This window comes from Streptomyces sp. NPDC102441, assembly GCF_044765585.1.
GTDB lineage: Bacteria > Actinomycetota > Actinomycetes > Streptomycetales > Streptomycetaceae > Streptomyces.
On record NZ_JBIWKH010000001.1, the window covers coordinates 622,226 to 637,699 of the forward strand.

At 72.8% G+C, this 15,474-nt stretch carries 9 protein-coding genes; 2 read left to right on the plus strand and 7 right to left on the minus strand.

Annotated features, from left to right (window positions below):
* Positions 1-18 precede the first annotated feature (18 nt).
* Together ACIREO_RS02900 and ACIREO_RS02905 are read right to left on the minus strand one after the other, a co-directional pair.
* Complete coding sequence (locus tag ACIREO_RS02900; RefSeq protein ID WP_404104092.1) at positions 19-3,381, minus strand: ATP-dependent helicase; 3,363 nt, start codon at positions 3,379-3,381, stop codon at positions 19-21.
* A 324-nt stretch (positions 3,382-3,705) separates the two neighbouring features.
* A complete protein-coding gene (locus tag ACIREO_RS02905) occupies positions 3,706-4,113 on the minus strand; it encodes an MGMT family protein (protein WP_404104095.1) in 408 nt (135 codons plus the stop codon).
* 226 nt (positions 4,114-4,339) lie between these two features.
* Here ACIREO_RS02905 and ACIREO_RS02910 point away from each other — a divergent pair, with 226 nt between their 5' ends.
* Both ACIREO_RS02910 and ACIREO_RS02915 read left to right on the plus strand, forming a co-directional pair.
* Positions 4,340-7,078 (plus strand): lysylphosphatidylglycerol synthase domain-containing protein, encoded by a 2,739-nt coding sequence (locus tag ACIREO_RS02910; protein WP_404104097.1) that lies wholly within the window; start codon positions 4,340-4,342, stop codon positions 7,076-7,078.
* A 92-nt stretch (positions 7,079-7,170) separates the two neighbouring features.
* Positions 7,171-8,769 (plus strand): alpha/beta hydrolase, encoded by a 1,599-nt coding sequence (locus tag ACIREO_RS02915; RefSeq protein ID WP_404104100.1) that lies wholly within the window; start codon positions 7,171-7,173, stop codon positions 8,767-8,769.
* 284 nt (positions 8,770-9,053) lie between these two features.
* Here the strand turns inward: ACIREO_RS02915 and moeZ are convergent, their stop codons facing one another.
* The 5 genes from moeZ to ACIREO_RS02940 form a co-directional block, all read right to left on the minus strand.
* Positions 9,054-10,232, minus strand: a complete 1,179-nt coding sequence (gene moeZ, locus ACIREO_RS02920) for an adenylyltransferase/sulfurtransferase MoeZ (protein WP_404104103.1) — start codon at positions 10,230-10,232, stop codon at positions 9,054-9,056.
* 84 nt (positions 10,233-10,316) lie between these two features.
* Positions 10,317-11,144 carry a spherulation-specific family 4 protein gene (locus tag ACIREO_RS02925; protein ID WP_404104105.1) on the minus strand — a complete coding sequence of 276 codons (828 nt, stop codon included), beginning with the start codon at positions 11,142-11,144 and terminating at the stop codon, positions 10,317-10,319.
* The gene (locus tag ACIREO_RS02930) at positions 11,132-12,097 is read right to left on the minus strand and encodes an NAD-dependent epimerase/dehydratase family protein (protein ID WP_404104108.1); all 966 of its coding nucleotides are present in this window, start codon (positions 12,095-12,097) and stop codon (positions 11,132-11,134) included. The genes ACIREO_RS02925 and ACIREO_RS02930 overlap by 13 nt, the downstream gene beginning before the upstream one ends.
* A gap of 137 nt (positions 12,098-12,234) precedes the next feature.
* Positions 12,235-13,434 carry a hypothetical protein gene (locus ACIREO_RS02935; RefSeq protein WP_404104111.1) on the minus strand — a complete coding sequence of 400 codons (1,200 nt, stop codon included), beginning with the start codon at positions 13,432-13,434 and terminating at the stop codon, positions 12,235-12,237.
* A gap of 34 nt (positions 13,435-13,468) precedes the next feature.
* Complete coding sequence (locus tag ACIREO_RS02940; protein WP_404104481.1) at positions 13,469-15,262, minus strand: DUF3492 domain-containing protein; 1,794 nt, start codon at positions 15,260-15,262, stop codon at positions 13,469-13,471.
* Positions 15,263-15,474 lie beyond the last annotated feature (212 nt).

Sequence of the window (15,474 nt, forward strand, 5' to 3'; positions counted from 1 at the left end):
GCGGGTCCGGCCGGGCCGTCATTCGATGACCTGCCGGCCCTCGGGCTGCGCGCTGCACGACGCCTTGAACGCGCAGTGGGTGCAGTGCTGGCCGGTCGTGGGGGTGAACCGTTCGTCCAGGACCCGTCCGGCTGCCGTGGCCAGCAGGTCGGAGACCCATTCCCCGGAGAGGGGTTCCTGTGCCTGCACCTTGGGAAGGGTGTCGCCTCCCTCCTTCTTCGGGGCGGGCTGGCGCAGCTGTACGAGTTCGGCGCCGCCGGCGAGGGGGCGGTGGCCGTCGAAGACCTCGTCGACGGCGCCTTCCCTGACCGCCAGCTGGTACACGGCGAGCTGGGGGTGGGAGGCCACCTCGTCCCTGGTCGGCGCGGCCTTGCCGGTCTTGAAGTCGACGACGTACGCCCGGCCCTCGGTGTCCTGTTCGACCCGGTCCATGGAGCCCCGGATGCGTACGGCGTACTCGCCCGCTTCGAGGGTGACGTCGAAGTCGTGTTCGCTGGCGGTGGGGGTGCGGCCCGCGCGGTCCATGACGTGCCAGCGCAGGAATCGTTCCAGGGCGGCGCGTGCCTGGTCCTTCTCCTGCTGCGACTTCCAGGGTGCGTCGAAGACCAGGCCGTCCCATACGGAGTCCAGGCGCTCCATCAGGACGTCCAGGTCGGCGCCGGTACGTCCGGAGGCCACCTCGTCCGCGAGGACGTGGACGACGTTGCCGAAGCCCTGGGCCGCCGTCGCCGGGGCGTCGGCCTTGACCTCACGGCCCAGGAACCACTGGAGCGCGCAGGTGTTGGCGAGCTGGTCGAGCGCGCTCCCGGAGAGCGCGACGGGGTGGTCCCGGTCGCGCAGCGGGACCTCGGAGCGGGTCGGCTCGTCCAGCCCCCACCAGCGGTACGGGTGGGCCGCGGGCACGAGTGGCTGACCCTCGTCGTCGGTGAGCGCCGCGAGCCGGGCGAGCCGGTGTGCGGCGGCGTCGCGCAGGGCTTCCGACGCGGCGGGGTCGACGGTCGTCGCCCGGAGCTCGGCGACGAGGGATGCCACCGCGAGTGGGCGGCGGGGGCGTCCGGTGACGTCCCGGGGCTCGGTCCCGAGCTCGGTGAGGAGACGGGAGGGCTGGTCGCCGTCGTCGGCGGGGGCTTTGACGGCGGTGACGACGAGACGTTCACGGGCCCGGGTCGCGGCCACGTAGAACAGGCGGCGTTCCTCGGCCAGGAGCGCACCCGGGGTGAGCGGTTCGGCCAGTCCGTCGCGCCCGATCCGGTCCGCCTCCAGGAGCGATCCCCGGCGGCGCAGGTCGGGCCAGAGCCCCTCCTGCACCCCGGCGACGACCACCAGGCGCCACTCCAGGCCCTTGGAGCGGTGCGCGGTCATCAGCCGTACGGCGTCGGGCCGGACGGCGCGCCGGGACAGGGTGTCGGCCGCGATGTCCTGGGCGTCGACCTCCTCCAGGAAGTTGAGCGCGCCACGCCCTCCCGTGCGCTCCTCGGCCCGTGCCGCTGTGTCGAAGAGGGCGCATACGGCGTCGAGGTCACGGTCGGCGTTCCGGCCGCCCGGACCACCGCGCAGCGCCGCCCGCTCCAGCCGGCCGGGCCAGGGGGTGCCGTTCCACAGGGTCCACAGGGCCTCCTCGGCGGTGCCGCCCCGCTCCAGGAGTTCACGGGCCTCGCGCAGGAGCGCGCCCAGCCGCTGAGCTCCGCGGGCGTACGCCGGGTCGTGCGTCACCAGGCGCTCGGGCTCGGAGAGCGCCCGGGCCAGCAGCTCCCCGGACGGCGGCGGTACGCGGTTCCCGGCGGCCCGTTCCTCGTCACGCAGGGCACGGCCGAGACGGCGCAGGTCGGCGGCGTCCATGGAGCCGAGGGGCGAGGCGAGGAGGGCGAGGGCGGTCTCGGTGTCGAGCCGGCCGGGTGGAGCACTGTCGCTCCCGGCGCCGGCTTCGTCCTCCGGGTCCTCGGCCGCGGCGCGGTGCAGCGACGCCGTGGCGACGGTGCGCAGGGCGGTCAGGAGCGGGGCGACCGCCGGCTCGTGCCGCAGCGGAAGATCGTCGCCGTCCACCTCCAGAGGGACTCCGGCGGAGGTGAGCGCCCGGCGTACGGCTGGGATCGAACGCCCTCCGGCGCGTACGAGGACCGCCATGTCCCTCCAGCGCACGCCCTCTTCCAGGTGGGCGCGCCGGAGCAGGTCGGCGATGTTCTCCAGCTCGGTGGAGGGCGTCGGATAGGTGTAGGCCTCGACGCGCCCGCCGTCGCGTACGGCGGACAGCGCCCGGTGGGCACGGACCTTGTCCGAGGGCAGGCGGGTGAGTGGCATCCGGCGGGTGAGCAGCCGGGTGGCCTCGATCAGTTGTGCGCCGGAGCGGCGTGAGGTGGTGAGCACCCCGACGGGGGCGGGTGCGCCGTCGGCACGGCGGAAGGCGTCCGGGAAGTCCAGGATGCCGTTCACGTCGGCGCCCCGGAAGGCGTAGATCGACTGGTCGGGGTCGCCGAAGGCGATCAGTGTCCGGCCACCGCCGGTGTCCGGTGCTCCACCGCCCTGGTTCCCGGCCAGCGCGTGCAGCAGCCGCACCTGGGCGGGGTCCGTGTCCTGGTACTCGTCGACGAGGACCACGTCGTAGCTTCCGGCCAGCGCCGCCGCCACCTCCGGCCGTTCGGCGAGCAGGACCGCCCGGTGGACCAGTTCCGCGTAGTCGAGAACGCCCTGGGCGTCGAGGACGTCCAGGTACTCGGCGAGGAACTGGGCGGCGGCGCTCCAGTCCGGGCGGCCGGTGCGTCGGGCGAAGGCGGCCAGCGCGTCCGGGCCCAGTCCCAGCTCGCGGCTGCGGGCCAGCACCGCGCGCACCTCGTCGGCGAAGCCCCGGGTGGTCAGGCACGCCCGCAGCTCGTCCGGCCAGCGGACATGGGCCAGTCCTGCCTGCTCCAGGCCGAGCTGGCCGGCGAGTAGCTCACGGACGGTGACGTCCTGCTCGGGCCCGGACAGCAGGCGCAGGGGATCGGCGAACAGGTCGGCGTCCTGGTGGGCACGGACCAGGGCGTAGCAGTACGAGTGGAAGGTGGTGGCCTGTGGGCCACGGATGCCGCCGAGCCGGGCCGCCATCCTGTCGCGCAGCTCGACCGCCGCCTTACGGCTGAAGGTGAGGACGAGGATGCGCGCGGGGTCGGTCCCGTCGGCCACCCGCCGGGCGACGGTCTCGACCAGCGTCGTCGTCTTGCCCGTGCCGGGTCCGGCCAGGACCAGCAGCGGACCGTCCCGGTGGTCAACCACGGCGCGCTGCGGTGCGTCCAGGAGAGGGGGGTCCACGGAGCCCGGTGGGGTGCGCACCAGCCGGTACGCGCCCGGGGCCCGCCGCCGTGCCTGGCGGTGCGGGCTGTTCCGGGTGGTGAAGGAGGAACTCACGTGGATCGCCGGTCCTGGTGGGTGTACTGGGTCTGCGCGGTGGCCGGCCATGGGGTGACGGGCCCGGGTGTGACGGCTGCTGGCCCCGGACGGTGCTGAGGGCCGGGTGACGGCGGCCGGTCGTGACGGGGACGGATGAGGGACGGAACGGACAGGGAACGTATTCGGATGAGGGAGCGGAGCGTGCAGCGTGTGGACGACGCTACGCCGCCGACGGGGCGGACAGCGGGCAATGGGCCGCGTCACCCGTCACATACCGGCCCGCCGGTGCGCCCCGCTCACCGGCCGGCCGCCTGTCCCGGTGGGTCACGATGGCGGAAGCGGTCAGCTGTGAGCTTCGTCGCCCGGGCCACCGGTCACGCCGTCCCATCGGGCGCGCCTCATGTCGAGGCGCGGAACATGGCCGTCCGCGTCGCGCGGGGCCGCTCTCAGCGGCGTGCCCTCCTCGCGGTAGTGGCCGAGCGCCCGCAGTTCATGGCCGGGCAGCAGCTGCCCGTCGGCGCGCACGACACGCCACCAGGGCACCGCGGAGCCGTACAGGGCCATCACCCGGCCGACCTGTCTCGGCCCGCCGTCACCGAGCCACTCCGCGACATCGCCGTACGTCATGACGCGGCCCGGCGGGATCAGGTCGGCCACGTCCAGGACCCGCTCTGCGTAGACGGGCAGCTCGGCGGTCACGGGGCCGGAAGGCGCTGTCCGGCTGCTGCCTCTCGTCCGGTCTTGGCTCATCCGTCCCATCCTGCCGTACCCCACCGACAACCGGTCCTGGCGGAAGGCCCCAGGTGTCGTCCTGGTCACACACCGTGCACGGGCGGGCGGAGCAGCGTATGTTGCGCATCGCGCCCGCGCAATGCACCCTGATGCCCCCCTCTGTCTGCAGGCCGTGCCACCATCATGCGGGCGGTGACCGGTGATACGAGAACACGAAGATTCGTCAGAGGCTAAGGAGCAGGGCGTGCAGCCACCGAAGGCGGCGGACGCCTCTGACGCCGAGCCGCGCCCGGACACGCCTGACGCCTCTGGTGCCTCCGACGCCGAGGAGATGCCCGGGTCGTCCGGGGAGCATCTCTCGGGCTCGACGCTCGCGTCGGCCGGGACGAGCCTGACCGACCGGGTGTCGGGTGACGAGCCCCTGCTGCCCGCCCGGGTCCATCGCCCCTCCGATCTGCTGCGGCTCCTCGTCGGGGTCCTCGCGATCGTCCTGTTGTTCTCCGTCGCCGCGTTCGCCCAGGGGACCACCACCGGCCTCGAGGACGACATCTCCAAGGGCACCGACCAGGCCCCCGATCTGCTGATCAAGCTCGCGGGCCTGGTGTCCAGCATCGCGGTGCTCCTCGTGCCGGTCGCCTTCGCGATCGAGCGTCTGGTGAAACGCGACGGGCTGAGGATCGCGGACGGGGTGCTCGCCGCCGTGCTGGCGCACGGGGTGACCCTCGCCACCGACCTCTGGGTCGCCCGGTCGGCCCCCGGGACCATCCGGGAGGCGCTGACCCAGCCCCAGCCGGGGGACGCGCTCACCGATCCCGTGCACGGATACCTCGCGCCCGTCATCGCCTATATGACGGCGGTCGGGATGGCCCGCAGACCGCGCTGGCGGGTCGTCCTGTGGGTGGTGCTGCTCCTGGACGCCTTCGCGATGCTGGTCGGCGGCTACACCACCCCGTTCTCGATCGTCCTCACCGTGCTGATCGGCTGGACCGTCGCCTACGGCACGCTGTACGCGGTCGGCTCTCCGAACGTCCGCCCGACCGGTCAGCACCTGATGGCCGGTCTGCGCCATGTCGGCTTCCGTCCGGTCGCGGCGATGCGCACCGAGGACGCTCCCGAGAACATCGACCAGATCGACCGGGGCCGCCGCTATCTGGTGACCCTGGAGGACGGGCCACCGCTGGACGTGACGGTCGTCGACCGTGAACAGCAGGCCCAGGGCTTCTTCTACCGGGTGTGGCGCAGGCTCACCCTGCGCAGCATCACCCAGCGGCGCTCCATCCAGTCGCTGCGTCAGGCCCTGGAGCAGGAGGCCCTCCTCGCGTACGCGGCGATCGCCGCCGGGGCCAACGCACCCAAGCTGATCGCCACGTCCGAACTCGGGCCCGACGCCGTGATGCTCGTGTACGAGCACATCGGGGGGCGCTCGCTGGACGCGATGGAGGACGAGGAGATCACCGACGATCTCGTGCAGAGCGCCTGGCAGCAGGTGAAGGCGCTCCAGTCGCGGCGGATCGCGCACCGCAGGCTCACCGGGGACGCCATCCTGGTGGATCTTTCCGGCACGGTGTTCGTCACCGATCTGCGGGGCGGCGAGATCGCCGCGGGCGACCTGATCCTGCGTATGGACGTCGCCCAGCTGCTCACCACCACAGGTCTGCGTGTCGGCGCCGAACGGGCCGTCGCCGCGGCACTCGCCGTGCTCGGACCGGACGCCGTCGCCGACTGCCTGCCGCTGTTGCAGCCCATCGCCCTGAGCCGGTCCACCCGGGCGACGCTGCGCAGGATCGCCCGGGAGCGTTCGCAGCGCGAGCGTGAGGCGGTGCTGGAGGCGTCGCAGGCGGCGAAGCAGACCAAGGCGGAGGAGCAGGGCTCGGAGGCCGGCGACCGCAAGACCGTCCGCAAGTCGCTGCGCACGGAGAAGCAGGCCGAGAAGCGGGCGATAGACGATGCCCTGGAAGAGGCCCGCGAGGAGGACATGCTGGCCCAGATCCGCCGCCAGGTGCTGCTGATCAGGCCGCAGGCACCGGTCGAGCCGGTCCGGCTGGAGCGCATCAAGCCGCGCACCCTCTTCAGCTTCATCGCGGGTTCGATCGCCGCCTACTTCCTGATCTCACAGGTCACCGAGGCCGACTTCGGCACGGTCGTGGACGAGGCGGAGTGGGGCTGGGTGGCGGCGGCGCTGGGCTTCTCCGCCCTGAGCTACGTCGCCGCCGCCATGAGCCTGCTCGGCTTCGTGCCGGAGCGGGTGGCCTTCGGGAAGACCGTGCTGGCGCAGGTGGCCGGCTCCTTCGTGAAGATCGTGGCACCGGCGGCGGTCGGCGGGGTGGCGCTGAACACGCGCTTCCTGCAACGCGCCGGAGTGCGCCCGGGGCTCGCCGTCGCGAGCGTGGGCGCGTCCCAGCTGTTCGGTCTCGGCTGCCACATCCTGCTGCTCGCCCTGTTCGGGTATCTGACCGGCACGGAGAAGACCCCGGACTCGCTCACCCCGTCGAGGACGGTCATCGCGGGTCTGCTCACGGTCGCCGTGCTCGTGCTGGTGGTGACCGCGATCCCGTTCCTGCGGAAGTTCGTCGTCACCCGGGTGCGGTCACTGTTCGCCGGCGTCGTGCCCCGCATGCTCGATGTGGTGCAGCGCCCGCAGAAGCTGGTCACCGGCATCGGCGGCATGCTGCTGCTGACCGGGCTGTTCGTGCTGTGCCTCGACGCGTCGATCCGCGCGTTCAGCGGTCCTGACGTCCCCCAGCTCAGCTACGCGAGCATCGCGGTCGTCTTCCTCGCGGGCAACGCCATCGGATCCGCGGCGCCCACCCCGGGCGGTATGGGCGCGGTCGAGGGTGCGCTGACCCTGGGTCTGATCGCGGTGGGCCTGCCGAAGGAGGTCGCGGCGCCGGCCGTGCTCCTGTACCGCGTGATGACGCTGTGGCTGCCGGTCCTTCCCGGCTGGATCTGCTTCAACCAGCTGACCCGCAAGGGCGAGCTCTAGGCCGTATCCGCACAGTCCATACGCACGGGGGCGCGCCACTCGCATGGACCGCGCCCCGCGCGATCCCACGCGCCCCGCCGCACGATGGGTTCATGAGGACCTCCCCCGCTCTGCGTGCCGCCGCCCTCGTCGCCACCACCGGCATGCTGCTGCCACTGGCCGCCTGTTCGGACGACGGCGACGACGGGGGTACGGAGACGGCGAGGCCATCGGCGGCCTCGACGGCCTCCCCCACGGCGACGGCGGAGAAGCTGTCCTCCCAGAAGCTCGACTGGCAACGGTGCCCGGCCCCCAACGAGGCCCAGGGCAGCGGCACGTCCCCCTCGCCGCTGCCGGGCGGGGCCTCCTGGGAGTGCTCCTTCATGGACGTACCCCTCGACTACGCGGACCCGGAGGGGCGGACCATCGAACTGGCGCTCATCCGCGCCGCCGCCCGGAACAAGGACCGGCGGATCGGTTCGCTGGTCTTCAACTTCGGCGGGCCGGGCGGCTCCGGCGTCGCCACGCTGCCGTCGTTCGGCACCGCGTACGACGCGCTCCGCACCCGCTACGACCTGGTGAGCTTCGACCCGCGCGGGGTCGGCCGCAGCGAGGGCGTCGAGTGCTCGGACGACAGCACCCTGGACAGACGTTACGAGCAGGACGGGACCCCGGACGACGCCGAGGAGGAGAAGGCGTTCGCCGAGGACCAGAAGTCCTACATCGCTGACTGCGAGGAGAACTCCGGGGACGAACTGCCCTACGTCGGCACGACCAACGCGGCCCGGGACATGGATCTGCTGCGCCAGGTGCTCGGTGACGACAAGCTGTACTACTTCGGGATCTCGTACGGCACCGAACTGGGCGGCGTCTATGCCCACCTGTATCCCAAGAGGGTCGGCCGGGCCGTCCTGGACGCGGTCGTCGACCCGACGGAGGACTCCCTGCAGTCCTCGCTCGGCCAGGCGGAGGGATTCCAGCTCGCCCTGGACAACTTCACCGCCGACTGCGCCGAACGCGACGACTGCAAGCTCCCGGGGGCCACCTCCAAGGAGGTCCAGGACTGGATCGCCGCCCTCCTGGCCAAGCTGGAGAAGAAGCCCGCCCCGGGGCTCGGCGAGCGGAAGCTGACCGAGACCCAGGCCACCACCGGCGTCGCGTCGGCCCTGTACTCCAAGGAGACCTGGCCGTTGCTCGAACAGGGCCTCGACGAGGCGGACGGCAACAACGGCGGACTGCTGCTCGCGCTCGCCGACTCGCTGAACGGCCGCTCCGAGGACGGGCACTACGACAACTCGAACGCCGCCAACGCCGCCATCAACTGCGCGGACTCCAAGCAGCGGTTCACCCTGGAGCAGACCAGGAAGGCACTCCCCGAATTCCGCGAGGCCTCCCCCGTTTTCGGCGACTACCTCGGCTGGGGCCTGATGGCCTGCACCGGCTGGCCCGTCGCGGGCGCATGGGACGCCCCGGATGTCAGCGCCCCCGGTTCGGCCCCGATCCTGGTCATCGGCAACACCGGGGACCCGGCGACGCCGTACGCCGGGGCGAAGGCGATGGCCGCCGAGCTCGGCAAGGGAGTCGGGATCGAGCTCACGTACAAGGGCGAGGGCCACGGGGCGTACAACGGCGGCAGCACCTGCGTGCAGAAGGCCGTGGACGGCTATCTGCTCGAAGGGAAGGTCCCGAAGTCGGGAACGGTCTGCGAGTGACCACTCGTCGGACGGACATCGGTGACACCCGGGCCGCCTCTCCGTGCGGCCTTCGGGCACGGGGAGGGAGCGCGCATGCGCCCATGTGGACGGGCCCGCAGGGGCGCGGCGGGGTGAGTGGCACGGCGACTACGGCGAGAGCGGCTGCGTGACCTCGCTCGTCGACGCCTGCTTCCTGGAAGGGAAGGTCCCCGCGGACGGTCGCACCTGCTCCTGAGGCCACGGCAAGCGAAGGGGCCGGCTCCGGTGTGGAGCCGACCCCTTCGCTATGTACTGCCGCGGGCCTAGTAGACCGGCTTCTCGGGCTCGATCTGGTGGACCCAGCCGATGACACCGCCGCCGACGTGCACCGCGTCGGCGAAGCCCGCCGACTTGAGCACCGCGAGGACCTCCGCACTGCGGACGCCCGTCTTGCAGTTCAGGACGATGCGCTTGTCCTGCGGAAGGTCCTGGAGGGCGTTGCCCATCAGGAACTCGTTCTTCGGGACCAGCCGGGAGCCCGGGATCGAGACGATCTCGTACTCGTTCGGCTCGCGGACGTCGATGATCTCGATCTTCTCGTCGCCGTCGATCCACTCCTTGAGCTGCTTGGGAGTGATCGTGGAACCGGCCGCCGCCTCCTGGGCCTCCTCGGACACGACGCCGCAGAAGGCCTCGTAGTCGATGAGCTCGGTGACGGTGGGGTTCTCGCCGCAGATCGCGCAGTCGGGGTCCTTGCGGACCTTGACCTGGCGGTACTGCATCTCCAGCGCGTCGTAGATCATCAGACGGCCGACCAGCGGGTCACCGATACCGGCGAGCAGCTTGATGGCCTCGTTGACCTGGATGGAGCCGATGGACGCGCAGAGCACGCCCAGGACACCGCCCTCGGCGCAGGAGGGAACCATGCCGGGGGGCGGCGGCTCCGGGTAGAGGCAGCGGTAGCAGGGGCCGTGCTCGGACCAGAAGACGGACGCCTGGCCGTCGAAGCGGTAGATCGAGCCCCAGACGTACGGCTTGTTCAGCAGGACCGCGGCGTCGTTGACGAGATAGCGGGTGGCGAAGTTGTCGGTGCCGTCCACGATCAGGTCGTACTGAGCGAAGATGTCCATCACGTTGTCGGCTTCGAGCCGCTCCTCGTGAAGGACCACGTTCACCAGGGGGTTGATCCCCTGCACGGTCTCCTTGGCCGACTGGGCCTTGGACTTGCCGATGTCGGCCTGGCTGTGGATGATCTGACGCTGCAGGTTCGACTCGTCGACCTCGTCGAACTCGACGATGCCGAGCGTGCCGACACCGGCCGCGGCCATGTACATCAGAGCCGGCGAGCCGAGGCCGCCGGCGCCGACACAGAGCACCTTCGCGTTCTTCAGCCGCTTCTGTCCGTCCATCCCGACATCCGGGATGATCAGGTGGCGGGAGTACCTGCGGACCTCGTCGACGGTGAGCTCAGCAGCTGGCTCGACCAAGGGTGGCAGCGACACAGGAACCTCAACAATGCAGGTGGTCGGTTTCTACGTACTTCATCTACGTACGGTTGTTCTCCCGTAACACTGCCACGCCGCCCCTCATTCCGAGATACCGGGTCCGATCCGCGAGACGAATTCGTCCCAGTAGCTGGGCAGTGCAGCAAATGGGTCGGTTTGCCCCTTCGCGCCGTCCCGGTCCGTGAAGAAGATCGTGCCCGCGCCCTGCCAGCGGGCGATGCGCATGGCCTCCTCCAGGTGGGTGCGCGGGACCCCGTGGACGAAGTGCGCGAAGCGGCCCGGTTTGTACGCGGCGGTCCACTCGGCCACCTGGGACCAGCGGTAGTCGGCCCACGCCCCCTTGAAGGTGACCAGCTGGTCGGCGGCCTCGGCGTACCCGGGGTGCGGATGGGTGTCGTGACCCAGGACCAGCCGCCCGCCCTTCTCCTCCGCGCTGTCGCAGTCGGCCATGAGGGCGGAGAGGGTACTCGTCAGCCGGCGGACCGACTGGAGCGCGTCGCGTCCGTCCGGGCAGCGGTCCAGATAGAAGCCGCCGACGCGGTACCAGTCGAGGTAGGACCGGGCGTCGGTGACCAGCTCGCCGAAGGAGCGGCTGCCGAAGGCGAGATCGAGATAGCCCAGCAGCCTGCCCCCCGAGGCCCGCACTGTGTCCTCGGGCGCTTCCCCGTGCAGCGCCCTCTCGCGGGCGTTGCGCAGTCGGCCCGCCGCCTCCAGACAGTGCGGGTCGGGCCGGGCGCCCGGCCCGTTGTCGATGTTGAGGACGGCCCAGTGCAGCGGTGTGCCCGGCCTGCTGAGTCCGGCCCATTCGACGGGCGCGAGCAGCGGGTGCGCGTACCCGGGCACTCCGACGCCGAGATGTTCCGCTCCGCCGGTCCGCAGCGTGGAGCCGGTGCTGGTCAGATACGGCACGCCGCCTCCATCCAGATGTCCGCGAGGGACTCCTCCAGATTGATGCGGGGACGCCAGCCGAGCCGGTCCCGGGCGGTGCGCACATCGGCCTGCTGCCAGGCGCCGCAGCCGTCGGGGTAGGGGGACGGGGTCGTCGCGAGGTGCTCCACGACCGATTCCGCGGAGGGGCGGGGAGCACCGATGGGGAGCCGGCCGGGGGGCGTGTCGAGCTCATGGAGCGCGCCCCCGTAGCCGGCGACCCTGGCGAGGACCGCCGCCGCGTCGCGCAGCCGTACGGCCCGCCCGGTGCCGATGTTGACGACGCCCTGGGCGGCGGAGAGCGAGGCTGCGTGCACGGCACGCGCCACGTCGCGTACGTCGACGAAGTCGCGCTGGACCCCGAGGCCGCTGAGCTTGAGCTCGGGGTCACCGGTCTGCATGGCGCGGCGCATGGTCTCCGCGAGCCGCCCGAGCGGGGAGCCGGCCGGGGTGCCGGGGCCCACCGGCGAGAAGACCCGCAGGACGACCGCGTCGAGACCGGAGCCGAGGACCAGCTCGGTGGCGGCGAGCTTGCTGACACCGTACGGGCCTCCCGGACGGGGCACGGCGTCCTCGGCGGTGGACGAGCCGGGCTGCGAGGGTCCGTATTCGGAGGCACAGCCGACCTGGACGAGCCGTGCGCTGCAGCTGCTGCGGCGCATGGCCTCGCAGACGGTGGCCACGGCGACGGTGTTGTGACGGGTCAGGTCCCGTGCACCGCCGCGGGTGGCACCCGCGCAGTTGACGACGACCCCGGGGTGGACGGCGTCCAGGAAGCGGGTGAGTGCTCCTGGGCTGCCGCCCGCGAGGTCGAAGCGCACGTCGGCGTCGTCACCGCGGCCGAGTGCCGTGAGGTGCACGGCGGGATCGGCGAGCAGACGGTCGGCGACGAAGCGCCCGAGGAATCCGTTCGCTCCGAGCAGCAGAACCCTCATCGCGCGCCCCCTCGGTGCCGACGGCGTGCTGCCGGTGCGGGGGATTGGGGGGTCATGTCCGGTGTCTCCTTGAGGAAGGTGTGTGCGGTACGGGAGGCCCGCGGCGTCGGCTCCGCGGGGGTGGGACGGGCCCGGCGTCAGGCCGTGGCGTGGGCGGATGCCCGGGTGAGGGTGACCGAGGCGTGGACCAGCAGCCCGAACGCGGCGATGCCGCAGGCGAGGACGGGTACGCCGCCGGGTCCGGCCGCGACGACGACCGCGTCGACGGGCCGGGCGAGGAGACCCAGGCCGGGCAGCCGCCCGGCGAGGACCAGGAAGGGGGCCGCCACTTCGACGGCACAGGCGGCGGCGAGCCCGGTGGCGGCGGGCTCCGGGAAGCCGTGGACCGCCAGCAGCCGGGCCAGGAAGAGCAGGGTGCCGAGGGCGGCAGGGCCCGCGAGGTCGCTGCCCGCACCCGGCCGGCCGAGGCCGGAGAGGAGCAGCAGCGCGGTGAGCGCACACAGGAAGAGCGCGACGACACCGAAGAGCAGGGGGCGTGCGCCGGCGCCGAAGTCCGAGAGCCCGTGGGACCCGGCGAGCCGGTGGCGCGCGCGCACGGCGAACAGGTGGGCGCACCAGGCGGCGGGGGCCAGGGCGAGAGTGAGCCCGAGCAAGGGCGCGGGTGCGGCGGTCCAGTGTCCGTCGGGGCCGCCGCTGATGACCTGGGCGAGCAGGTCGTCGCCGTACACGGCGTAGCCGAGGAGCCAGCAGACGTACAGGGTGACGCCGCCGACGCCGTCCGGGGCGCGCAGTGGGCCGCCGCGCAGACAGAGCCTGACCCCGAGGAGGACCAGCAGCGCCCCGACGGCGGTCACCGCGAACCGGGCTTCGCCGCCGAGCACCCCCTCGGTCACCCTGAGGGCACCGGCGGTCGCGAGGCAGGCGGCGCCGGGCAGCAGGGCGGAGAGCGTCCATCCGGCCCGTGCCTCCTTGCCGGGGCCGGGCTTGGGGCCGGGGGCGCGGGAGGCCGGCCTGCCCGCCCCGGGGGCGCGTGCGTAGAGCTCCTCCGCGAGCGAGAAGACATCGCGGTGCCGGTAGCGCGCGGCGGTCCGGTCGGTGAGCCCGTGCGCCTCCAGACCGGCGGCGATCTCCAGAGGGTCGACGGCGCGCTCGCAGAGATCCCGGTGCCGGTGCATGAGCGCCTTCACGGGGTCCGCGGGACCGCGCCGGACCACGGTCCTGCGGGCGGGGTGGTAGGAGATCTCCGGCGCCCGGACGGCGGAACGGACCGCACCCCGCCCCTCGTCCGCCGGCTCTCCGCCGGCGTCCTGGACCGGGGCGTCGTTCGGACTGCCCATCGGGACTCCTCCGTGTTCGCGGCCGCTCATGTCGTCACGCATCTCCGTCCCCCGCACCGCGAGCGCCCGCGCACACGCCCTCCGCACCGACCGCCCAGCTCGGCACCCGGGAGCCACCGGCGGCGACCCCCGCGGGCAGCGCCGCGGCGATCCGTCCGGGTGGCAGAGCGCCCAGCACATGGGCCTCCGGGGGTGTCGCGAAGGGGCGTGGCGGGCCGGCCGGATCCTGAGGATCCGACGGCGTCCCCCAACGGGCAGGGGCGTGGCCCACCAGGTCCAGGTAAATGCCGCGAAATGCCGCGAGGTTCTGCTCGACGGTGAAGAGTTCGAGTGCCCTGGCGCGCGCCGCCGCGCCCAGGCGCGCACGGCGCTCCGGGTCACGCAGCAGCGCGACGCAGGCGTCGGCGAGCGCCCTCGGATTGCGCGGGGGCACCACCAGCCCCGTGCCACCGACGACTTCGACCACGGCGCCCACATCCGTCGAGACGGTGGCCCGGCCGCAGAACATCGCCTCGACGAGGCTGATGGGGAAGCCCTCGACGACGCTGGAGAGCACGACGACTCCGCCTGCGGCATAGGCCTCCGCGAGGTCGGGAACCTCGGGGCCGCCGATCTCCTCGAAGGTGACCGGGTTGTCGCCGACGGCGTGCGCGTCCGTGGCCTCGTCGGGGAAGAGCTGGGCGGCCAGTGCCCTGCAGTGGGCGAGGTAGGTGTCCCCCTCGCCTCCCTGGACCGGCGCCCCGAAGATCCTCAGCCGGGCGTCCGGCTCGGCCCTGCGGACCTCGGCGAAGGCGTGGAGGAGCGCGATCAGGTCCTTGGCGGGTTCGATCCGCCCGATCCACACCAGCGTGCCGGGACCGCCGTCGTCGTCGCCCTCCCCCACGGCCCCGAACCGCTCAGCCTCCATGCCCGGGTAGACCGTGCGCAGCTTGCTCCGGTCGGCGCCGAACCGCTCCTGCCAGCGGCGGACATGGGTGTTGCCGGGGGTGATGAGCGCGGCCTGCCGGTAGACCTCGGAGGCGAGCAGCCCGTGGAAGTTGGCCAGCAGGGCGCGCACCGGCGCACCGAGCGGGGCTTCGGGCGCCGCGAGGTAGTGGGCCCGCAGCGGCACGCCGTGCTCCGTCACCAGCAGCGGGACGCCGAAGAAGCGCTTGGCCAGCAGCCCCGGCAGAGCCGCCGCGCCGCCGGACGCCGCATGGCAGAGGTCGACGGCGCCGAGGCTGTCGTCGTCGTACCAGTCGAGCGAGAGGGGGCGCAGGGTGCGCTCCAGCCCGGCCGCGAAGGCGAGGTAGTCGGGGACGGTGGCGCTGTGGACGGTCCGCCCGGTTCCCGGAGCGCGGCAGGCGGCCTCCACGATGCGTACGGCCGTCTCGGAGCGCAGGGCGTGGTGCAGCCCACCGCGCTCCCTGGCCAGTTCGGCGAGGCCGTAGAGGCCGTCCGTGAAGGGGCCGCCCTCCCCGTCGGATTCCGGCCCGGTCTCCGTGCCGGCGCAGACCGCGCCGACGAGCGCCGTCAGGTGCGCCGTGAAGCGCCGCCGGTCACGCCGTCCGTAGGAGCGCCCCAGGCCGGTGGCGAGTCTGCCCGTCAGACCCCTGGGACGGCCGGTGTGCCTGGCGTCCTCCTCGTGCGTCCACATCGGCGCCGTCCGGACCCGTCCGACCCGGTCGGGCAGTCGGACCCAGCCCTGTTGTTCCTGGTCGGCGGAGCGGCTGAGCGCGAAGAGGTCGAACTCGTGCTGGGGAAGACCGCGGACGAGACGGTCGCACCAGAGTCTGGACTCACCGGTCGCATACGGATAACCACCGTCCGTGAGGAGTCCGATCCGCACGAGCACACCCCCGATCTCCCTTGTGGGCGGCCGCCGTTGATCGGCGACTCGCAGCGGGACGACCGTATGCGGATACATAGGTGGTGGGGGGGGGGGGGGGGGGGGGGCCCCCCCCCCCGGGGGGGCGGGGGGGGGGGCGGGGAACAAGTGGCGGGGGGGTGGGGTTAGGGTGGGGCGCGGGGGAAGCCGGGTCGGGGGGGGCCGCGCAGCGC